This window comes from Sanguibacter gelidistatuariae (assembly GCF_900096585.1).
Taxonomy (GTDB): domain Bacteria; phylum Actinomycetota; class Actinomycetes; order Actinomycetales; family Cellulomonadaceae; genus Sanguibacter; species Sanguibacter gelidistatuariae.
The window spans coordinates 291,256-311,076 of sequence record NZ_FMYH01000005.1; the positions used below are offsets into that span (position 1 = coordinate 291,256).

Here is a 19,821-nt window from a genome sequence, read left to right on the forward strand (position 1 = left end):
TACGGGGAGCAGAGCTGGCTCTGCAGATGGGGACCGGGCCGTACTGTTCCGATCCGGCCCGGATCGTTGAGACACTGGCGGGATGAACGCCACGGCACCGTCTTCGCCGGTCGGGGAGGTGACAGCGACCCGGCTCGTTGTCGCCTGGTCGCCAGTGGGCGTGTCGTCGGCGGGGGCGGATGACACGCTGCGCCGCGTCGTCGGCCGTTTCTGCGGGGTGGCCCCCTTTGACATCGAGGTGAGAAGGCTGTGCCCCAGCTGCGGAAGCTCCGCGCACGGGAGACCGCACGTCACCGTCGTCGGTCGCGTGGCCCCGCACGTCAGCCTGAGCCGCGCGGATGGCCTCGTCTGCGTCGCGGTGACCGACGCGGGGCCGGTCGGGGTGGACTGCGAACGGTCTGAGGCGGCGGCCTTCGGGGACTTCGCGACCGTCGGGCTGCACTCCCTCGAACGAGCAAGTGGACCCGAGGAGCAGACCGTCACCTGGGTGCGCAAGGAGTCGCTCGTGAAGGCCACCGGCGACGGGCTGGGCGTCGACCTGCGCCTCGTCCGGCTCACCGAGCCAGCGGACGCACCCCGGATTCTCACCTGGGATGCGCTACGCCCGCCGGACGCACCGGTGTGGATGCACGACATCGACGGGCCGGAGGGCTACGTCCTCGCGGTCACAGTCCTCGCGGAGGTGGACCCGCAGGTCAGCGTGCAACCGGCAGCACCGGCAGCGCCCGAGCGTCGAGCCACGCATTGAACAGCGCTCGCAGGCTTGTCCCCGAGATCTCCTCGGCGAGAGCCACAAAGTCCTCGGTCGTCACCGACCGGTAGGCGAACCGCACGACCCACTCGCGCAGCACCCGGAAGAACGCCTCATCCCCGATCGTGAGACGCAGCGCGTGCAGCGTGAGTGCGCCGCGCTTGTAGACCCGGTCGTCGAACATGTCGTCGGGGCCGGGATCGCCCAGCAGCAGGTCCTGGGGGAGGGTGGCCAGGCGCGTCCACTGCTCGGTCGCGTGCGCCGCGGCAGCAGGGCCGCCAGACTCCTGGGACCACAGCCACTCGGCGTAGCAGGCGAAGCCCTCGTGCAGCCAGATGTCGCGCCAGTGCCTGAGCGTAAGGGAATTCCCGAACCACTGATGAGACAGCTCGTGGGCGACGAGCCGCTCTGACTCCCAGCCGGCCGTGAGGAAGTTCGCCCCGAAGATCGACAGCCCTTGGGCCTCGAGCGGGATCTCCAGGACGTCCTCGGTCACCACGACTGTGTACTCAGCGAAGGGGTAGGGGCCGAACAGCCGAGCGAAGGTGTCGATCATCTCGCCCTGGCGGGCGAAGGCCACCTCGACGTCGGCGGCCAGTGCGGGCGGAAAGACCGTGCGCTGGCGCACCGCCGCGCCCAAGGACTCCGTGCCCGACGACGCAGGCTCGGCCACGCGTTCCACGTACCGCCCGATCTGCACGGTGGCCAGGTATGTGGCCATCGGCTCGTCCTGCTCGTAGGTCCAGGTCGTCGAGCTCGCCCGGCGCCGGGCGGCCGTGAGCACGCCGTTCGCCACGACGTGGTACTCCGAGGCGGTGGTCAGCGCCGTCCGGTACGTCGCCTTGGTCGAGGGCCGGTCGTTGCACGGGAACCACGACGGCGCGCCGTGCGGCTGGGAGGCGACGATCACGCCGTCGGCCAGCTCTTCCCAGCCGGCCTCGCCGTCCAAGCCGGGCATGGGCCGTGGGGAACCGGAGTAGGTGACCTGCACGGTGAACTCCTGGTCGGAGACCAGCGGCACGCGGGTCTTGACCGCGAGGCGGCCCGGACGCTGGGAGTACTTGGCGGCAGGCCCGCCGTCGACGGTCAGCCGGGTGACGCGCAGACCGAAGAGGTCCAGCGTGAAGCGGCTGAGCGGGACGAGGGCGACCGCGCGCAGGGTCGCCGTGCCGGACAGGTTGTTGGTCTCGACCTTGTAGTCCAGGGCCAGGTCGTAGGCCAGCACGTCGAAGGTCAGGTCCCCGTGGCCGGGCACGTAGGGGTCGGCTCCGAGGTCCTGGGGCCCGCCGCTCATGCGGGGACACCCGGCGCGCCGGGGACCGCGCCCTTGATGACCTCGTCTTCGACCCACGGCCCGATCGGGTTCCCGATCCACCGGGTCTTGTCAGGCACGGACTCGCCTCTCATCACCAACGACACCGGACCAACAGTAGCGTGCCGCCCGAGGGTAGCCGCGGGCAGGATGACGCCGTTCGGTCCGAGGGTCGACCCCTCCCGCAGCATGACCGTGTCCAGGCTCAGGGTGCGGTCGTGGAAGAGGTGGGTCTGGACCACGCAGCCCTGGTTGACGGTCACGCCGTCGCGCAGCTCGACGAGGTCGGCCTCGGGCAGCCAGTACGTCTCGCACCACACCCCGCGCCCGATCCGCGCACCGAGGGACCGCAGCCACACATTGAGCACGGGCGTCCCGACCGCTATCCGGGCGAAGAACGGTGCGGCGACCACCTCGACGAAGGTGTCAGCCAGCTCGTTGCGCCACACGAAGGAGCTCCACAGCGGGTGGTCGGTCGCCCGCACACGGCCCACGAGCGCCCACTTCGCGCCCGTCGTGATCGCCGCGGCGACCGCACCGACCACGAGCAGCAGCCCACCGGAGACGAGCGCGGCGACCCACCAGCCACCCCGCTCCCCGGCCCCCGCCACAGACAGCAGCACGGTCACCACGGCGAGGCACAGCGCGCCGTGCACCATGACCGGGACGAGGCGGCACACCTCGATGAGCGCCCGGGCGACCCGCAGCCGGGTCGGAGGGGCGTAGGTGCGGGACACGTCGGCCACCGCAGCAACCCGGCGCAGGCGGGTGGGCGGGCTGCCCAGCCACGACGTGCCCGACTTTGCCTTGGTGCGGCGCGGCGCCGCGGAGAGCACGGCCACGAGACCGCCCTTGGGCACCTTGCGCCCGGGGGCCGTCATGCCGGAGTTCCCGACGAAGGCGTGCTTGCCGATCTTCACGGACTCGATCCGCAGCCAGCCGTTGCCCAGCTCGTACATGCCGAGCATCGTGTCGTCGGCCAGGAACGCCCCGTCGTTGACCGAGGTGAGGCACGGGATGAGCAGCACGGTCGAGGCCTCCGTGTCGCGACCGACCTGGGCGCCGAGCGCTCGCAGCCACGCGGGGGTCAGCGAGCTCGAGTACAGCGGGAACAGCCAGGTCCGGGCCTCGTCCAGGACCCGCAGGATGGACCAGGCCTGCCACGCGCGCAGCCCCTGGACCGGGTAGATGCCGCTGGTCAGACCGATCGAGAGGAGCCGCACGAGCGCCCAGATGAGGAGCGCGAGGATCATCACCGCAGCGATCGTGGCGAGCGGCAGCAAGGCGAGCGCGCGACCCGCGGCCGCCCCGATCGAGTCGGCCTGCGTCACCTGCCCGACGACGAGGGCCAGTACAGCGGCGACCGCGACTCCCGGCAGCGCGGCGATCAGGGCCGACATAGCCGCGTAGGCCCAGACCCACCGGCGCCGGCGCGGCGGTCGCTCCGCCTGCCAGGGTCCGCGCGCCGTGCCTGCCCGCCGGGCGGGCGCGCCCGACCAGAACTCGTCGTCGCCCGCGGTGGCCAGGACGGCAGAGCCGGGGGCGACCTCGGTGCGGTCGCCCACTCGGGACCCTCCGACCAGGGTGCTGCGCGCACCGATCCGGGCGCCGGCCCCGATCGTGATCGCGCCGATGTGCAGGACGTCGCCGTCGAGCCAGTGCCCGTTGAGGTCGACCTCGGGCTCGACCGAGCAGCCGTCGCCGAGCGTGAGCAGCCCGGTGACCGGCGGGATCGTGTGCAGGTCCACGTCGTCGCCGACCGTGGCGCCGAGCGCGCGGGCGTAGTAGGGCATCCACGCGGCTCCGGACAGGTTGGCCGCGCCGAGCTCGTCGACGAACCGCTCCGCGAGCCACAGCCGCAGGTGCACCTGCCCGCCGCGCGGATACTCACCCGGCCCGACGCCGACCAGCAGCGCCCGGGCGCCGAGCGCGGCGAGCGTCATCCGCCCGAGTGGGAAGATCAGCGCCAGCCAGCCGGCCGCGATCGCCCACCACGAGGCCCGCGGCAGCCAGGCCACGTCCCACACGCCGGCCACGGCCGTGCTGGCGGCCGCGACCCAGACGAGCCAGCGCAGCCCGCCGATCGTGCGCAGCACGAGGGAGAAGGCGACCTGGCCCACCTGAGTCCGGCGCGGGACGGGGTACACCTCGGTGTTCTGACGCCCGGTGGGGGCACTCATGTCGTCGAGGCCGGTGGCCAGCGCCGCCACGGTCGGGTTCTGGTAGACGTCGGCGACAGTCACCTCGGGGAAGCGGGCACGCAGCCGGGAGACGAGCTGGGCGGCAGTGAGGCTGCCGCCACCGAAGGCGAAGAAGTCGTCCTGACCGGATGTGACCACGGCGCCGAGGATCTCCAGCCACAGCTCCTGGATCCAGGCCGCGGTGCCGGTCAGGGCGGGCGCCGCGCTCGGACCGGCATCGCCGGTCGCACGCACGGCGGGCAGCGGCCAGGGGAGGGCGTCGCGGTCGATCTTCCCCGACGTCCGGGTCGGCAGGGTCTCGACCTGCGCGAGGCGCGGGACGAGGGCCGCCGGCATGGACGCGCGCAGCTGGTCCATCGCGGCGGTCACGGAGAACTCGGGCGTGGTGGTGATGTAGCCGACGAGGATCTTGTTGCCCGAGCCGGTGCTGCGGATCGCGGCCGCGGCGCCCTCGACCCCGGGCAGGGAGAGCAGCGCGCTGTCCACCTCGCCGAGCTCGACGCGTCGTCCGCCGAGCTTGATCTGGTCGTCGACGCGCCCCACGAAGAGCAGCCCGGTGCCGTCGAAGCTGACGATGTCGCCGCTGCGGTAGGCGCGGTCCCAGCCGAGGGTGGGCATGGCCGCGTACTTCTCGGCGTCCTTGGCCGGGTCGAGATAGCGGGCCAGCCCGACGCCGCCGATGATGAGCTCACCGGGCTCGCCAGCGGGCACGGGCACCCCTGCGGGGTCGACGACGGCGAGGTCCCAGCCCTCGAGCGGCAGCCCGATTCGCACGGGTGGCTCGGCGGTCAGCCGGGCCGCACAGGCCACGACGGTCGCCTCGGTGGGGCCATAGGTGTTCCACAGCTCACGGTCGGAGGTGGCCAGGCGGGCACCGATCTCGGGCGGGCAGGCCTCCCCGCCGAGGATGACCAGGCGGACGGCGTCGAGGGCGCCGGGCGGCCAGAGCGCGACGAGGGTGGGCACGGTCGATACGACGGTGATGTCGTTGGCGATCATCCACGGACCCAGGTCCATCCCGCTCTTGACCAGAGACCGGGGCGCGGGCACCAGACATGCGCCATAGCGCCAGGCGAGCCACATCTCCTCGCAGCTCGCATCGAAGGCGACCGACAGCCCGGCCATGACCCGGTCGCCCGGGCCGAGCGGGGCGTCCTGCAGGAAGATCTGGGCCTCGGCGTCGACGAAGGCCGCGGCCGAGCGGTGTGAGACGGCAACCCCCTTGGGGGTGCCGGTCGATCCGGAGGTGAAGATGATCCACGCGTCGTCGGTCAGGCCGGGACCGGACGCGTCGTCGTCGGCGGCCGAGCCAGCAGCCGAGGCCCGCCCCGGCGAGACGGCCCGGCGCGGGGCGATGACGAGGTCGTTGCCGATCACCGCGGCGACGTCCGCCTCGGTGAAGACGGTGCGGGCGCGTTCGTCGGGGTCGTCCGCGTCGACCGGGACGTAGGCGGCCCCGGCCACGAGGATCGCCATGATGGCGATGTACAGCTCGGTCGTGCCCGAGGCGATGCGGATGCCGACCCGGTCACCCGTGCCCACCCCGGCATCGGCGAGCTCGGCGGCAAGCTCGTCCGCGGCGTCGGCGAACTCGGCGTAGGTGAGCACCTGTGCGCCGTTGTTGAGGGCCGGAGCGTCGGGGAAGTCTTCGACCGTCTGGTTGAAGACGTCCACGAGCGTGCGCGGGGCGGGGGCGTAGGCCGAGCGCAGCAGCGGTGACGGGACAGGGGGGAGAAGAGAGGAACCGCCGACGGTGTTCACGGACAGACAGTGCCCCTCGTCGATGAACCGCTCGTGAACACCCGGTGGATTCCGGGGGAGCGCCGTCGCCCCCTTCGAGCGTGTGCCCCCAGGGTCGCACGCGATAGTTCCAAAGTCCTGTTCATCGACTATAAAGATCGGTAGGCTTACTAACTAAAGATCTCATGAGACGAGTGAGGAATATGACCCAGCAGCAGCCCGCCGCGTCCACGATCGACCGAGGCACGGCGATCGTGCTCGCCGCCGGAGCGGACGACGCCTCGCGTCGCCTGCTCGTCAGCCCGCTCGGCGACAGCACCGTCGCCGAGCTCGCCGTCGCCACCGTGCGGAAGATGTTCAGCCCCGACCGCATCATCGTGGTCGTCGCCGCGGGCGACACCACGCTGCGCGCCCTGCTCGGGGACGACCTCACCTACGTCGAGCAGACCGAGCCGCTGGGCACCGGCCACGCGGTCGGCGTCGCCCGGGCCGCCGTCCCCGCGGACACGGACGTCGTCCTCGTCGCCTATGCCGACACCCCGCTGCTGCGAGTGGACTCCCTGCGCGGGGTGGTCAACCGTCATCAGCTCAAGGGGGCGGACTTCTCGCTGCTCACGGCCGTCGTCGACCAACCCCTGCCCTACGGGCGGATCGAGCGCGACGAGGCCGGGCGGGTCCGCGCGATCGTCGAGGTCGAAGACCTCGACGCCGACGAGGCCGCGATCCACGAGATCAACGTCGGCGCCTATGTCGCCGCGCCGTCGGACCTCTTCGCCCAGATCGACGCGCTCGCCGCGACCGGTGAGCACCGCCTGACCAAGATCGCCCAGCGCTTCCTCGACGCAGACGACGTGATCGTCTCCTACCAGATCTACGACACCGACGAGGTCCAGGGCATCAACTCCGAGGCCGAGCTCGCCCTGGCCGCGGACATCGTCCTCAAGCGCCTCTTCGTGCCGACCAAGAACACCGACACGTCCATCGTCTTCGGCACCGGCGGCTGGCGCGCCGTGATCGGGGAGGGCTACACGCTGGGGAACCTGCGCCGGCTGTGCCAGGCGATCGCCAACGAGGCCACCCGCAAGGGGATCGACCACCAGGGCGTGGTCGTCGGCGGCGACCGCCGCTTCCTCTCCCGCGAGTCCGCCGTGGCAGCAGCCGAGGTCTTCGCCGGCAACAACATCTCCGTCCTCCTCCTGCCCGACGACGTCCCGACGCCGCTCGTCACGTTCGCCGCGCCCTACACCGGCTCGGCCTACGGCATCATCATCACGTCCTCCCACAACCCCCCGGAGTGGAACGGGGTCAAGGTGTTCCGTGCCGACGGCTCGCTGCCGCTGGACGACGAGACCGACCGCTTCCAGGACGAGGCGAACGCGCTGCGCGTCGACGAGGTCATCACCCTTGACATTCACCTGGCCCGCAAGGCCGGGATGGTCGTCGACCGGGCGCTGACCGAGCCGTACATCGACGCGATCGAAAAGATCGTCGACGTCGAGGCCGTGCGCGGCTCCGACCTGCGGGTCATCGTCGACCCGATGTACGGCACGTCCCAGCTGACCCTGGGCACGATCCTCAACGACATGCGGGTGCGCGCGGAGTTCATCCACGGCGCCCACAACCCGCTCTTCGGCGGCCACGCACCGGCCCCCGACCTGCAGCGCCTGAGCAGCCTCATCGGCATGATCGAGAACGGCAAGGGCACCTACGACCTGGGAATGGCGACCGACGGCGACTCCGACCGGATCGGGATCGTCGACGAGACCGGAGAGTACATCTCGACCAACGACCTGCTGCTGCTGCTCTTCTGGTACCTGCACGAGGTCCGCGGGGAGAAGGGCGGTGTGGTCCGCAACATCGCCACGACCCACCTGCTCGACCGCCTGGCCCGGCACTTCGGGGAGGAGTCCCGCGAGGTCAAGGTCGGCTTCAAGCACGTGACCGCGGGCATGGAGGAGATCGGCGCCGTGCTCGGTGGGGAGTCCTCGGGCGGCCTGACCATCCGCGGCTGGATCTTGGGCAAGGACGGGATCTTCGCCTGCGCCCTCGTGGTCGAGATGCTCGCGGTGACCGGCAAGCGTATCTCCGAGCTGCGCTCGATGATCTACGAGATCACCGGCCGGCTGTACACGCTCGAGGCGGGCGTGCCCTCGACGCCCGAGATGCGCGTGGCCGTGCCGCGCCGCCTCGCGGCGGACCCGCTGACCGCCGTCGGGCCCTATGCGGTGGTCGGGATCGACCACACCGACGGAACCAAGATCCTGCTCGAGAACGACAACTGGGCGCTGTTGCGCTTCTCCGGGACCGAGCCGGTGCTGCGCATGTTCGTCGAGGCCGACTCGCCCGAGAAGGCCCAGGAGCTCCTTGACTGGCTCAAGGGCTTCGTCACCGCCTAGCTGTTCTTTCACCCCACCACTGACTAGACAGGACCGGCCCCGCCCATGAAATACGGCTACTTCGACACCGCCGTCGACGAGTACGTCATCACCCGACCCGACGTCCCGGTGTCGTGGACGAACTATCTCGGCACCAAGAACCTGTGCACCGTGCTCTCGCACACGGGAGGCGGGTACTCCTACTACAAGAGCGCCCAGCAGGGACGCATCACCCGGTTCCGCCCCAACGGCGTCCCCCTGGATCGCCCGGGCCACTACGTCTACCTGCGCGACGACGCCGACGGCGACTTCTGGTCCGTGTCCTGGCAGCCGGTGGGCAAACCGATCGACGGCCCCGACGCCGCGCAGTACACGACCCGCCACGGCATGGGCTACACCCGCTTCGAGTCCTCCTACAAGGGCATCGACGCGAGCCAGACCGTCTTCATCCCCCTCGACGACGACGTCGAGCTCTGGGACACCCGGGTGACGAACACGTCTGAGGAGGTCCGCGAGATCACGGTCGGCTCCTACGTGGAGTTCAGCTTCCATACGATCACCATCGATAACCAGAACTTGCAGATGTCGCTGTACTCCTCGGGGTCCAGCTACGCCGACGGGGTCATCGAGTACGACTTCTTCTACGAGCCGTGGACGTTCCACTTCTTCACGTCGTCCCAGGAGCCGTCCTCCTACGACACCCTGCGGGACAGCTTCATCGGCCCGTACCGCAGCGAGACCAACCCGATCGCGATCGAGCGCGGCCACGGCTCCAACACCTCCGCGACCACGCAGAACCACTGCGGCTCGCTCCAGCACAAGATCACCTTGGCGCCCGGGGAGACCAAGCGCCTGGTCTACATGCTCGGCTACGGCTCGCGGGACGCCGTCGGGCGCACCATCCAGGCCAAGTACACCGACCTGGCCACGGTCGACGCCGAGCTCGCCCGCCTGCGCGGGTACTGGCAGGCCAAGCAGGCCAAGCTCTCCATCAAGACCCCGCACGAGGGCATGAACACCATGATCAACACCTGGACGCTGCTCCAGGCCGAGACGTGCGTGCAGTGGTCGCGGTTCGCGTCCTTCGTCGAGGTGGGCGGGCGCAACGGCCTCGGCTACCGCGACACCGCCCAGGACGTCATGAGCGTGATCCACACCAACCCGGTCAAGACCCGCCAGCGGATCGTGGAGCTGCTGCGCGCCCAGGTGTCCTCCGGCTACGGCCTGCACCTCTTCGACCCGGTCGTCTTCGACCCCGACGCCGAGAAGCTCCCCGACATCCCATCGCCGACCATCGTGCCCACCCCGTCCATGGACGACCTCATCCACGGCCTCGAGGACACGTGCTCCGACGACCACCTGTGGCTCGTCTCCTCGATCGTGGAGTTCGTCAAGGAGACCGGCGACGTCGCCTTCCTCGACGAGGTCATCCCGTACGCCGACGGCAAGCCCGCCACGGTCTACGACCACCTCAAGGCGGCGCTCGACTTCTCCGCCGCGCAGGTCGGCCCGAACGGCGTGGCCCTGGGTCTGCGCGCGGACTGGAACGACTGCCTCAACCTCGGGGGAGGGGAGACGTCGCTGGTCACCTTCCTGCACGCCTGGGCCATCCAGGCCTTCCTCGAGCTCGCCCGCCCCCTGGGCCGCACCGAGGACGTCGCCCGCTACGAGGCCGAGCTGGCCCGGATCGCCGACGTCGCCGACACCCAGCTGTGGGACGGCGACTGGTGGATCCGCGGGTACACCCGCGACGGCGTCAAGATCGGCTCGAACGACAACGACGAGGGCAAGATCTTCCTCGAGCACCAGGCCTGGCCTGTGATCGCCGGCATCACCTCCCAGGAGCGCGGCGAGGCGTCGATGAATGCCGTCCGCGAGCTGCTCGGCTCGGAGTACGGCAGCCACCTCAACTGGCCGGCCTTCACCAAGGTCGACGACACGATCGGTTTTGTCACCCGCGTCTACCCGGGGATCAAGGAGAACGCCGCGATCTTCTCCCACCCCAACGCGTGGCCGATCATCGCCGAGGCGATGCTCGGGCGCGGCGACGAGGCGGTCGCGTTCTACGACTCCGTGCTGCCGTACAACCAGAACGACAACATCGAGGTCCGTGGGGCTGAGCCCTACGCCTACGCGCAGTTCATCTACGGCCGCGACCACGAGTGGTACGGCAAGGCGCAGAACCCGTGGCTGACCGGGACCGCGGGGTGGATGTACACCGCGGCGACCAAGTACATCCTCGGCGTGCGGCTCAGCCTGGACGGGCTGATCGTCGACCCGTCCATCCCCACGGCCTGGGACGGCTTCGAGATGCGCCGGGAGTGGCGCGGCGCGGTCTACCAGATCGAGGTCCGCAACCCCGGCCACGTCTCCACGGGCGTCGTCTCGGTGACGGTCGACGGCGTGGAGCACCCGGCCGGCGAGCCGATCCCGGCCCGGCCCGCGGGCTCGGAGGTCGCGGTCGTGGTCACTCTCGGCTGAGGTCGGTCGCCTGCCTGACCAACCGCCCTGCCACCTCGTCGGACATCTCCGGTGAGGCGGCGGGGCGGTTGCGCGCCGTCGGCCGCGATCGGGTATCTAATGGTTTCCACACTGCAGGGCCTCACACTGCGCTGACAGCCACGACTCAGGGAGCAGCTTCGATGTCGAAGAAGGACACCACTCGCGCCGCACAGGACCCGGAATCAGCAACGGGCAAGCTCCCCAAGCTCAAGAAGAGCGCCTACGAGGCCGAGCTCTTCCGCCTGCAGGCCGAGCTTGTCGAGCTCCAGGAATGGGTCAAGACCACCGGGAAGCGCGTCGTCGTGATCTTCGAGGGGCGGGATGCGGCGGGCAAGGGCTCCGCGATCAAGCGCGTCACGCAGTACCTCAACTCCCGCCATGTCCGCGTCTCCGCGCTGCCCGCCCCGACCGAGCGTGAGAAGTCTCAGTGGTACTTCCAGCGGTACATCGACCACCTGCCGGCCGCGGGGGAGATCGTGCTCTTCGACCGCAGCTGGTACAACCGCGGCGGCGTCGAGCAGGTCATGGGCTTCTGCACCCCAGCCGAGCACAAGCGCTTCATGGCCCAGTGCCCCGTCTTCGAGCAGCTGCTCATCGACGACGGCATCATCTTGCGCAAGTACTGGTTCTCGGTCTCGGACGAGGAGCAGGAGAAGCGATTCGCCTCCCGCAAGGACGACCCCATGCGCCGGTGGAAGCTGTCCCCGATGGACCTCGAGTCGATCAGCCGCTGGGAGGACTACTCCCGCGCCAAGGACGACATGTTCACCCACACCGACACCCCGGCGTCGCCGTGGTTCGTCGTGGAGAGCGACGACAAGAAGCGCTCGCGGATCAACATGATTTCCCACCTGCTCGACTCGATTCCGTACGAGAGCGTCATCCACCCCCCGATCGACCTGCCCAAGCGGCCGGCCTCGACCGGCTACCGGCGTACCGATCGCAGCCTGCAGACCTACGTGCCCGACCGCGCCTCCGCACTGGTCGGCTAGTCTGCGACCGTGAGCCAAGCACCCTCCCTCGCCCGCGTCGTCGCGCTGCTCGAGGCGCGCTATCCGCCGTCCACGGCGGAGGACTGGGACGCCGTCGGGCTGGTCACCGGCGACCCGGCCGCGCCGGTGCGCAAGGTGCTCTTCGCCGTAGATCCGGTCGCGGCGGTCATCGCTGAGGCGGCCGCCTGGGGCGCGGACCTGCTGGTCACCCACCACCCGTTGCTGCTGCGCGGCGTGCACTCGGTCGCGGCCGGCACGCTCAAGGGCCAGGCCGTGCACACGCTCATCACCTCAGGCTGCGCGCTCTTCGCCGCGCACACCAACGCCGACGCGGCCGAGCGCGGCGTCGCGGCCGCCCTCGCCGCAGTGCTGGGGCTCGTCGAGACCGCGCCGCTCGAGCCCGCCCCCGGCGCGGCGCCCGGCGTCGGACTGGGCCGCGTGGGCCGCCTCGCCCGCCCGACGACGCTCGGCGCCTTCGCCGCCCACGTCGCCGCCGCGCTGCCCGAGACCGCCCAGGGCATCCGGGTCGCGGGCGACCTCGACGCGCAGGTGTCCACGGTTGCCGTGCTCGGCGGCTCGGGGGACTCCCACCTCGGGGCCGCCCGGGCGAGCGGCGTGGACGTGTACGTCACGTCCGACCTCAAGCACCACGGCGTCTCCGACGCCCGTGAGCAGGCCGCCCTCGACGCGGCCGCAGACGGCCGTCCCGCCCGCGACGGGCGCCCGTTCCTCATCGACACCGCGCACTTTGCCAGTGAATGGCCGTGGTTGGCCTACGCCGCCGCGGACCTCGTGCACGACCTGGCCACCGACGGCACTACGGTTGAGACCAGAGTCAGTACTGTGACGACCGACCCCTGGACCGCGCGCTTCGCGCGACCGGGCCCCACACCCGCATGAGAGGACACCACCCGTGACCAAGGCACCCGTCGAGGACCAGCGTCGACTTCTGGACGTCCAAGCGCTCGACACCCGCCTCCAACAGCTTGCGCACCGTCGCAAGAACCTGCCGGAGCAGGCTCGGGTCGCCGAGATCGACAGCCAGCTGGCCGACCTCAACACCGCCCTCGTCGCCTCCCGTACCGCGGCCAACGACCTGCGCCGCGAGCTTGCCAAGGCCGAGACCGACGTCGAGCAGGTCCGCACCCGCGCGGCCCACGACCAGACCCGCCTCGACTCCGGAGCGGTCAGCGCCAAGGACGCCCAGGCGCTCGTGAGCGAGCTCGAGTCGCTCGGGCGCCGCCAGGGCCTGCTCGAAGAGGTCGAGCTTGAGGTCATGGAGCGTCTCGAGGCCCACGAGGACACCCTCGCCAAGCTCGACGAGGCCAACCAGAAGTCCCTCGACGCCCGTGCCGCGGCCGTCGCGGAGCTCGACGCCGCCTACGCCGAGATCGATGCCGAGGCTGCCGGTGTGGCGACCCAGCGCGCCACCGCCGTGACCGGCCTCGACGCCGCGCTCGTCGCGCTGTACGAGAAGGTCCGCGCCCACCTGGGCGGTCAGGGTGCCGCAGCGCTGCGCGCCGGCCGCTGCGACGGTTGCCGCCTCGACCTCGACCAGACGGCCATCGAGGCCATCCGAGCCCAGCCGGCTGACGAGGTCGTCCGTTGCGAGGACTGCGGCCGCATCTTGGTCCGCATCCCCGAGAAGCGCGTCACGGAGTAGAGCGCCCTCAACTCTCGGCCGCCGGCAGCCGACGGGGTCGTCCATTTTGCTTGGGGTCGTCTATCTGAATAGACGACCCCAAGCAAAATGGACGACCCCGTCGTCGTATCTCGGTGGGATCCGGCTCCCTGGAGGTGGCGTCAGGTCGGTTGGGACCGAGTTGTCAGGCGACGACGAGTTCGAGGGTTGAGGCGCCGTTCTTGCCTTCGATGAGGGTGGCGTCGATGAGCGTCGTGCCGACGAGCTCGTGGGCGGCCTTGTAGACATCCTCGGCCGTGCGGGGTTCCGCACCGTCGCGGGTGAGCAGGTGCCGGGTGAGCAGGCCCCGGGTGTGCTTGGCGTTGTGGGAGACGACCGACTGCTTGCCGTCGAGCTCGCGCAGGACCCGCACGCTCACCCAGTCGGTCCCCTTCCCCGGCTTCCACGCGGCCAGATACGCCGCCGAGCGGCAGTCGACGACGACGTCGCCGGCTGCGCGTGGGGCGAGGACCTTCTCCAGCAGCGGCCGCCACGTCGGCGCGAGCGGGCCGACGCCGGGCAGGTCGGTCCCCATGGACAGCCGGTAGGCGGGCACGACGTCGCCCGGTCCTACCGCGCCCCACAGGGCGGAGATGGTCCGCACGCTCGCCGCGGCCAGCTCGGTCTGAGCAGGGGAGAGGTCGTCGAGGCCGGCCGCCGCGTAGAGGACCCCGGTGTAGACCTGACCGGCAGGGGCTGCTGGTTCGGTGTCCAGGCGGGTGTTGCGCGCGACGTCGTCGGCCAGGCTCGGGCCGACGCCGAGGATGTCGAGTGCGTTCCGGCGGGCGCTGGCGCGGGCGAGCGCGCGCAGCACCTTGGTGCGGTGCCGGGTGAGCGAGGGGGCGCTCAGCCGTGCCAGGTCGACGGGGCTGCCGGAGGTCGCGGGGGTCTTGCCTTCGGACGGGGGCAGCAGGATGAGCACGAGGTGAGTCTAGGCGTCGCCTGAGGTCTGCGGTGAGCGCACCCGACCTACGGCTGCCTTTGCGTGGCCTGACGGTGGGCAGTAGATTCGCGCCTCATGGGCCAGTTCAAGGTGTACGGCAGGCGATCAGAGTGGATCGACCGACGCGAGGCACTGAGCGATCAGCTGCACGCGGCCCTGGTCAGCGCCTGGCAGTTCCCCCAGGAGAAGCGCTTTCAGCGCTTCCTCTGGATGGACGACGACGACCTGGTCGCCCCGCAGCGCGGGCCGGGATACCTCGTGATCGAGCTGGTGGCCTTCACCGGTCGCTCGCCCGAGGCCAAGCGCGAACTCATCCGGCAGGTCTACACCCGGGTCTGCGGCGCCTTCGACCTGCCCGTCGCCGACCTCGAGCTGGTGATCCTGGAGAGCCCACAGATGAACTGGGGGATCCGCGGCACGAGCGGCGACGAGCTCGCGCTCGGGTACACCGTCACGGTGTGAGCGGCGCAGGCGCGCGCCCGTGCGCCAGTCATCACATGGCAACTAGCAGAGGAGCGCTTCAGATGGTTCGTTTTGTTCTGGACGTCGATCTTGACGAGGTGGTGGGAGACCCTGCCGAGGAGCTGTCCCGGATCCTGCGGTACTGGGCTGGGAACGTGAAGCACTACCCGTTCGAGCCCGGTGCGACCGAGGTGGTGTCCGACTCCGCCTATACACCCGTGGGTCGTTGGTTCATCACCGCGGAACCTGCGCCAGGCGCTGAAGGCTAGGACACTCGGCCGAGGGCGATCGCCGCGTACATGAGGGCGGCGACGGTCTCGCCGTCGGTGATCGTGCCGTCCTTCACGAGGTCGAGCGCCTGCGCCCATGGCACGCGGCGGAGGCCGACGATGCCTTCCTCCGCCTGTTCGTTCGGCTCGCCGGACTCGTGCAGCCCGCGCGCCAGGAAGACGTGCTCGGGTGCGTGGCAGACGCCGTTGAGCGTGAACATGTCACCGATGCGTTCCCAGGAGTCCGCGACCAGGCCGGTCTCCTCGCGCAGCTCGCGCTGCGCGGCGACGAGCAGGTCCTCCCCGTCCGAGCCGCCCGCGGGGACCTCGAGCGAGACCCGACCCGTCGTGTACCGCTCGACCTCGACCAGCACGACCTCGCCCGCGTCGGTGAGCGGGACGATGAAGACCGCAGGGTTGCGAATCTCGACCACTCCGTAGATGCCGTCAGAGCCGTCAGGCCGCTCGACGGAGTCCTCGCGGACCCGGATCCAGGGGTTCTCGTACACGACTGAGGATGAGCGGGTCTGCCAGGTTGCCATGGCGTCAATCCTTGCACGCACCTCCGACACGCGTGCGGCCTTACGGCCGGGCCGCGGCTCGGCTGCGACACGGCTGCGGTGATCGGGACGGATGCGATCCCGCGGTCCCGTATCCTTGACCACGCGGATGAGTTGGCTAGACGGCCGCGTCAGGGTTTCGGCCCTGCCGAGGAACGTCCGGGCTCCACAGGGCAAGGTGGTGGGTAACGCCCACCCGGGGTGACCCGCGGGACAGTGCCACAGAAAGTAGACCGCCGGAGCGCTTGCGCATCCGGTAAGGGTGAAACGGTGGTGTAAGAGACCACCAGCGCGCCGGGTGACCGGCGCGGCTAGGTAAACCCCACCTGGAGCAAGGTCAGACAGAGTGCGTTTGAGGGCTGCTCGCCCGAGCACTTGGGTAGACCGCTGGAGGCGTGCGGCAACGTACGTCGTAGATGGATGGTCGTCGCCTGCGCGGGGGTAACCGTGCGTGGGAACAGAACCCGGCGTACCGGCCAGCTCATCCGCACACCCCCACGTACCGGTCGAGGCCGGCGATCCTGCGCGCGCCGCAGTTGATCGCGACGGCGCGGCGATGACGGCTGCGCCGTGACCCAGGCCACGACGGTTGAATGCGCAACTAAAGTATTGAGTTGGTCAAGATATTGCCAAGATCGTCGATGGCTGCTTAAACTCGAAGCGAGAGGCGCGGCGGGTGAACCCACTTCAGGGTCTGAGCTCGGGGGCGTGCCTCACCGCACGAGAGTGCGAGAGCGGAGTGGCATGGACAAGCTGGGCACAACTATCGGTGGCATCCGGCTGCAGGAAGAGCTGGGTTATTCGATCGTCGACATGTGGGGTGAGGTCGACGGAGCGCTCCGCCCCGAGGCGAGCGCGGCTCTGGCCCGCGCCCTCGACCGCGACCTGCCGGTGATCATCGACACCTCTCGAGTGACGTTCATCGACTCCACCGGGATCGCCTTCCTGGTGCAGTTCTACACGATCGGCCAGGAAGAAGGCCTCAAGGTCACCCTGCGCAACCCGCCGACCGTGGTCAGCGACGTGCTGGCGATGCTCGGCGTCGACGAGTTCCTCACCCGCGGGCCCGTGCCCGTCCCAGCCCGCTAGCGCGCCTTCGACGCCAGCGACGCCGCGCCGACGATCCCGGCTGCGTTGCGCAACGTGGCCGGGATGATCCTGGCGCGTAGGTCGAGCAGCGGCAGGAACTTTTCGTGGTGCTTGCTCACCCCGCCGCCCACGACGATGAGGTCAGGGGAGAAGAGGAACTCGATCGTCTCGAAGTAGCGCTGCAGGCGCTGCGCCCACTCCTCCCAGCTGAGGTCCTCCCGGGACCGGGCACTGTCCGCGGCCCGGCTCTCGGCGTCGTGCCCGTCGATCTGCAGGTGTCCCAGCTCGGTGTTGGGGACCAGAAGGCCGTCGACGAGCAGCGCGCTGCCGATGCCTGTGCCGAGCGTGGCGACGAACACGACCCCGTCCACGTCCTTGGCCGCGCCGTAGGCCGCTTCGCCGACGCCGGCCGCGTCGGCGTCGTTCACTCCGACGACCCGGCGGCCCAACGCCGCGGAGACGACCTCGTCGAGGTTCACCCCGGCCCAGGACTGGTCGAGGTTCGCGATCGAGGGGACCAGGCCGTGCAGGATCGGTGCGGGGAAGGCGACCCCGACCGGGGTGCTGGAGGGCAGGTCGAAGCTGGCGACGAGCTCGGCGATGACCGCAGTCACGGCCTCCGGCGTCGAGCCCTCGGGGGTGGGGATGCGCAGCCGGTCGGCTGCAAACTCACCCGTGCGCAGGTCGACCGGGGCGCCTTTGATCCCGCTGCCGCCGACGTCGATGCCGAAGGCGTGGTGGTTCTTCTTGTGATCGTGGTGGTTGCTCATGGCAGGGTCAGGATCTCCGCTCCGGTTTCGGTGACGACCAGGGTGTGCTCGAACTGCGCCGTGCGGCGTCCGTCTGCGGTCACGACGGTCCAGCCGTCGTCCCACATCTTCCAGTCATTCGTGCCCAGGGTGAGCATCGGCTCGATCGTGAACACCATGCCGGGCGCGATCACGGTGTCGTAGTTCGGTGCGGCGTCGTAGTGCGGGATGACCAGGCCGGAGTGGAAGGCCTCGCCGACGCCGTGCCCGGTGTAGTCGCGGACCGTCCCGTAGCCGAAACGGTCGGCGTACTTCTCGATGACCCGGCCGATGACGTTGACCTCACGCCCGGGCTTCACGGCCTTGATGGCGCGGGCCAGGGCCTCGCGGGTCCGCTCGATCAGCAGGGCGGACTCCTCATCGAGCTGGCCGACCCCGAAGGTCGCGTTGTTGTCACCGTGCACCCCGCCGATGAAGGCGGTGATGTCGACGTTGACGATGTCGCCGTCGAGCAGAACCGTGGAGTCCGGGATCCCGTGGCAGATGACCTCGTTGATCGACGTGCACAGGGACTTGGTGAACCCGCGGTACCCGAGGGTCGAGGGGTAGGCGTGGTGGTCGAGCAGGAACTCGTGACCGATCCGGTCGAGCGCATCGGTCGTCACGCCCGGCGCCACATGCTTGCCGACCTCCTCCAGCGCCTGGGCCGCGATCCGCGACGCCACCCGGATCCGCTCGATCACCTCAGGCGCGACGACGTCGCTGCCCTCGTAGGGCGCGGGGTTCTTCTTGCCGACATACTCGGGCCGGGGGATCGAGGCCGGGACGGACAGGACCGGGGTGACGGTTCCCGGGGTGAGCAACGGACGGGTGACTGACGCTGAAGACATACTCGCAGTCTACGGACTCGCGGAGGACCGCGACCGCTGAGCAACCCGGTTCACCCGGGCCGTGGAACGATGGGCGTGTGCGCAGCGCTGCCGAGGCGCCGCACTGACCAGGAGGAGGAGCCAGATGGCCGAGGAGTTCTACTTCAACACCAAGACCCGCCAGGTCGAGGTCGGCAAGCCGTCGACCTGGAGCCACCGGATGGGGCCCTACCCCACCCGAGAGGCGGCCGAACGTGCGCTGCAGATCGCACAGGTCCGCACCGAGACCTGGGACGACGAGTCAGCCGACGACGAGAAGCCCGACGACACCTGACGCCCGTCCTCACACTCCGCTGAGTGCGGCCGAAAGGCTGGACAAATCGGATGTCAGGCAGCCGTCTGACCGCAATCAGCGAGGGGGAGCGAGGGCGGCGAAGGGTCAGTGCTCGTACTGGTGCTCCGCGGCCGGGAAGGTCTGGGCCTGCACCTCGCTGACGTAGGCCTGTGCTGCGCCCGCGAGGGCCGCCCCGACCTGGCCGAACTGCTTGGCGAAGCGAGGCGACCAGTCGCCCATCCCCGCCATGTCGGTCCACACGAGAACCTGGCCGTCGACCTCGGAGCCGGCGCCGATGCCGATCGTGGGGATCCGCAGGATCTCCGTGGCCCGGGCCGCGACCGGGGCTGGGACCATCTCGAGCACGACCGCGACCGCGCCGGCCTCCTGCAGGGCGAGCGCATCCTCGCAGAGCCGCTCGGCCGCCTCATCACCGCGACCCTGGATGCGCTTGCCGCCGAGCATGTTCTCCGACTGCGGGGTGAAGCCGAGGTGCCCGAACACCGGGATGCCTGACTGCGTCAGCAGCTCCACGTGCTTGGCGATGCGGGTGCCGCCCTCCATCTTGATCGCCTGGACGCCGGCTTCCTTGAACATCCGCACCGCGCTGGCGAAGGCCTGCTGCGGGGAGGACTCGTAGGAGCCGAAGGGCAGGTCGGCTACGACCATCGAGTGCTTGGCGGCCCGAGCCACGGAGCGGGCGGCGAGCACCATCTCGTCCAGGGTGACCGGGATCGTGTTCTCGTAACCCAGGACGTTGTCGCCCATCGAGTCGCCCACCAGGAGCATGTCGACGCCAGCGGCGTCGAAGATCCGCCCGGTGATCGTGTCGTAGGCGGTGAGCATCGTGAGCTTGCGCCCGGCCGTCTTGTGCTCGGCAAGGTGCTGCACCCGGAACCGCTTGCGCGCGGCAGGCTCGGCGGGGGAGGGCTGGGAACCGGGAAGGGACTGCTGGACCATGGTGACTACCTCTGCATCGCGGGTCGAGTTCC

At 70.1% G+C, this 19,821-nt stretch carries 17 protein-coding genes and 1 other RNA gene; 11 read left to right on the plus strand and 7 right to left on the minus strand.

From position 1 onward, the window contains the following. Positions 1–82 precede the first annotated feature (82 nt). Complete coding sequence (locus BLQ50_RS12880; protein ID WP_093184220.1) at positions 83–748, plus strand: 4'-phosphopantetheinyl transferase family protein; 666 nt, start codon at positions 83–85, stop codon at positions 746–748. Here BLQ50_RS12880 and BLQ50_RS12885 read toward each other — a convergent pair. Both BLQ50_RS12885 and BLQ50_RS12890 read right to left on the minus strand, forming a co-directional pair. Beyond that, a complete protein-coding gene (locus BLQ50_RS12885) occupies positions 696–2,045 on the minus strand; it encodes a M1 family metallopeptidase (RefSeq protein WP_093184222.1) in 1,350 nt (449 codons plus the stop codon). The two genes, BLQ50_RS12880 and BLQ50_RS12885, sit on opposite strands and share 53 nt — an antisense overlap. After that, entirely contained in the window at positions 2,042–6,025 is a 3,984-nt protein-coding gene (locus tag BLQ50_RS12890; RefSeq protein WP_175559124.1) for a Pls/PosA family non-ribosomal peptide synthetase, read from the minus strand. The genes BLQ50_RS12885 and BLQ50_RS12890 overlap by 4 nt, the downstream gene beginning before the upstream one ends. Before the next feature lie 182 nt (positions 6,026–6,207). On the opposite strand from BLQ50_RS12890, the gene BLQ50_RS12895 reads away from it, so the two are divergent. From BLQ50_RS12895 to BLQ50_RS12915, 5 genes are all read left to right on the plus strand, one after another. Continuing rightward, positions 6,208–8,400, plus strand: a complete 2,193-nt coding sequence (locus BLQ50_RS12895) for an NTP transferase domain-containing protein (protein ID WP_093184228.1) — start codon at positions 6,208–6,210, stop codon at positions 8,398–8,400. Between the two features lie 45 nt (positions 8,401–8,445). Continuing rightward, positions 8,446–10,860 (plus strand): glycoside hydrolase family 94 protein, encoded by a 2,415-nt coding sequence (locus BLQ50_RS12900; protein ID WP_093184230.1) that lies wholly within the window; start codon positions 8,446–8,448, stop codon positions 10,858–10,860. Positions 10,861–11,021: 161 nt separating this feature from the next. Next, on the plus strand, positions 11,022–11,873 hold the full coding sequence (gene ppk2, locus BLQ50_RS12905; protein WP_093184232.1) for a polyphosphate kinase 2: 852 nt from the start codon (positions 11,022–11,024) through the stop codon (positions 11,871–11,873). Between the two features lie 9 nt (positions 11,874–11,882). Next, positions 11,883–12,773: a Nif3-like dinuclear metal center hexameric protein gene (locus BLQ50_RS12910; protein WP_093184235.1), complete on the plus strand. Its 891-nt coding sequence runs from the start codon at positions 11,883–11,885 to the stop codon at positions 12,771–12,773. Positions 12,774–12,786: 13 nt separating this feature from the next. Then, a complete protein-coding gene (locus BLQ50_RS12915; protein ID WP_093184237.1) occupies positions 12,787–13,536 on the plus strand; it encodes a zinc ribbon domain-containing protein in 750 nt (249 codons plus the stop codon). 163 nt (positions 13,537–13,699) lie between these two features. On the opposite strand, the gene BLQ50_RS12920 is transcribed toward BLQ50_RS12915, so the two are convergent. Beyond that, a complete protein-coding gene (locus tag BLQ50_RS12920; protein ID WP_093184240.1) occupies positions 13,700–14,476 on the minus strand; it encodes a YaaA family protein in 777 nt (258 codons plus the stop codon). A 96-nt stretch (positions 14,477–14,572) separates the two neighbouring features. Here BLQ50_RS12920 and BLQ50_RS12925 point away from each other — a divergent pair, with 96 nt between their 5' ends. Beyond that, positions 14,573–14,959, plus strand: a complete 387-nt coding sequence (locus BLQ50_RS12925) for a tautomerase family protein (protein ID WP_093184242.1) — start codon at positions 14,573–14,575, stop codon at positions 14,957–14,959. Between the two features lie 62 nt (positions 14,960–15,021). After that, on the plus strand, positions 15,022–15,228 hold the full coding sequence (locus BLQ50_RS12930; RefSeq protein WP_093184245.1) for a hypothetical protein: 207 nt from the start codon (positions 15,022–15,024) through the stop codon (positions 15,226–15,228). Here the strand turns inward: BLQ50_RS12930 and BLQ50_RS12935 are convergent. Next, positions 15,225–15,770, minus strand: a complete 546-nt coding sequence (locus BLQ50_RS12935) for an NUDIX domain-containing protein (RefSeq protein WP_093184247.1) — start codon at positions 15,768–15,770, stop codon at positions 15,225–15,227. The two genes, BLQ50_RS12930 and BLQ50_RS12935, sit on opposite strands and share 4 nt — an antisense overlap. Before the next feature lie 128 nt (positions 15,771–15,898). Here BLQ50_RS12935 and rnpB point away from each other — a divergent pair. Both rnpB and BLQ50_RS12945 read left to right on the plus strand, forming a co-directional pair. Next, an RNA gene (rnpB, locus tag BLQ50_RS12940) (RNase P RNA component class A) lies at positions 15,899–16,276 on the plus strand. A 256-nt stretch (positions 16,277–16,532) separates the two neighbouring features. Then, positions 16,533–16,877: an STAS domain-containing protein gene (locus tag BLQ50_RS12945; RefSeq protein ID WP_093184250.1), complete on the plus strand. Its 345-nt coding sequence runs from the start codon at positions 16,533–16,535 to the stop codon at positions 16,875–16,877. Here BLQ50_RS12945 and ppgK read toward each other — a convergent pair. Together ppgK and map are read right to left on the minus strand one after the other, a co-directional pair. Then, positions 16,874–17,647: a polyphosphate--glucose phosphotransferase gene (gene ppgK / locus BLQ50_RS12950; RefSeq protein ID WP_093184252.1), complete on the minus strand. Its 774-nt coding sequence runs from the start codon at positions 17,645–17,647 to the stop codon at positions 16,874–16,876. The genes BLQ50_RS12945 and ppgK overlap by 4 nt on opposite strands. Beyond that, on the minus strand, positions 17,644–18,516 hold the full coding sequence (gene map, locus BLQ50_RS12955) for a type I methionyl aminopeptidase (protein WP_093184255.1): 873 nt from the start codon (positions 18,514–18,516) through the stop codon (positions 17,644–17,646). The genes ppgK and map overlap by 4 nt, the downstream gene beginning before the upstream one ends. A 124-nt stretch (positions 18,517–18,640) precedes the next feature. On the opposite strand from map, the gene BLQ50_RS12960 reads away from it, so the two are divergent. After that, positions 18,641–18,829 carry a hypothetical protein gene (locus BLQ50_RS12960; RefSeq protein WP_093184257.1) on the plus strand — a complete coding sequence of 63 codons (189 nt, stop codon included), beginning with the start codon at positions 18,641–18,643 and terminating at the stop codon, positions 18,827–18,829. Between the two features lie 105 nt (positions 18,830–18,934). On the opposite strand, the gene panB is transcribed toward BLQ50_RS12960, so the two are convergent. After that, positions 18,935–19,789: a 3-methyl-2-oxobutanoate hydroxymethyltransferase gene (gene panB, locus BLQ50_RS12965; protein WP_093184260.1), complete on the minus strand. Its 855-nt coding sequence runs from the start codon at positions 19,787–19,789 to the stop codon at positions 18,935–18,937. Positions 19,790–19,821 lie beyond the last annotated feature (32 nt).

Coding starts and splice junctions, on each gene's coding strand:
- BLQ50_RS12895 (WP_093184228.1), top strand. CDS start 6,208: ATGACCCAGCAGCAGCCCGCCGCGTCCACGATCGACCGAGGCACGGCG.
- BLQ50_RS12925 (WP_093184242.1), top strand. CDS start 14,573: ATGGGCCAGTTCAAGGTGTACGGCAGGCGATCAGAGTGGATCGACCGA.
- panB (WP_093184260.1), bottom strand. CDS start 19,789: ATGGTCCAGCAGTCCCTTCCCGGTTCCCAGCCCTCCCCCGCCGAGCCT.
- BLQ50_RS12900 (WP_093184230.1), top strand. CDS start 8,446: ATGAAATACGGCTACTTCGACACCGCCGTCGACGAGTACGTCATCACC.
- ppk2 (WP_093184232.1), top strand. CDS start 11,022: ATGTCGAAGAAGGACACCACTCGCGCCGCACAGGACCCGGAATCAGCA.
- ppgK (WP_093184252.1), bottom strand. CDS start 17,647: ATGAGCAACCACCACGATCACAAGAAGAACCACCACGCCTTCGGCATC.
- BLQ50_RS12945 (WP_093184250.1), top strand. CDS start 16,533: ATGGACAAGCTGGGCACAACTATCGGTGGCATCCGGCTGCAGGAAGAG.
- BLQ50_RS12880 (WP_093184220.1), top strand. CDS start 83: ATGAACGCCACGGCACCGTCTTCGCCGGTCGGGGAGGTGACAGCGACC.
- map (WP_093184255.1), bottom strand. CDS start 18,516: ATGTCTTCAGCGTCAGTCACCCGTCCGTTGCTCACCCCGGGAACCGTC.
- BLQ50_RS12960 (WP_093184257.1), top strand. CDS start 18,641: ATGGCCGAGGAGTTCTACTTCAACACCAAGACCCGCCAGGTCGAGGTC.
- BLQ50_RS12885 (WP_093184222.1), bottom strand. CDS start 2,045: ATGAGCGGCGGGCCCCAGGACCTCGGAGCCGACCCCTACGTGCCCGGC.
- BLQ50_RS12935 (WP_093184247.1), bottom strand. CDS start 15,770: ATGGCAACCTGGCAGACCCGCTCATCCTCAGTCGTGTACGAGAACCCC.
- BLQ50_RS12930 (WP_093184245.1), top strand. CDS start 15,022: ATGGTTCGTTTTGTTCTGGACGTCGATCTTGACGAGGTGGTGGGAGAC.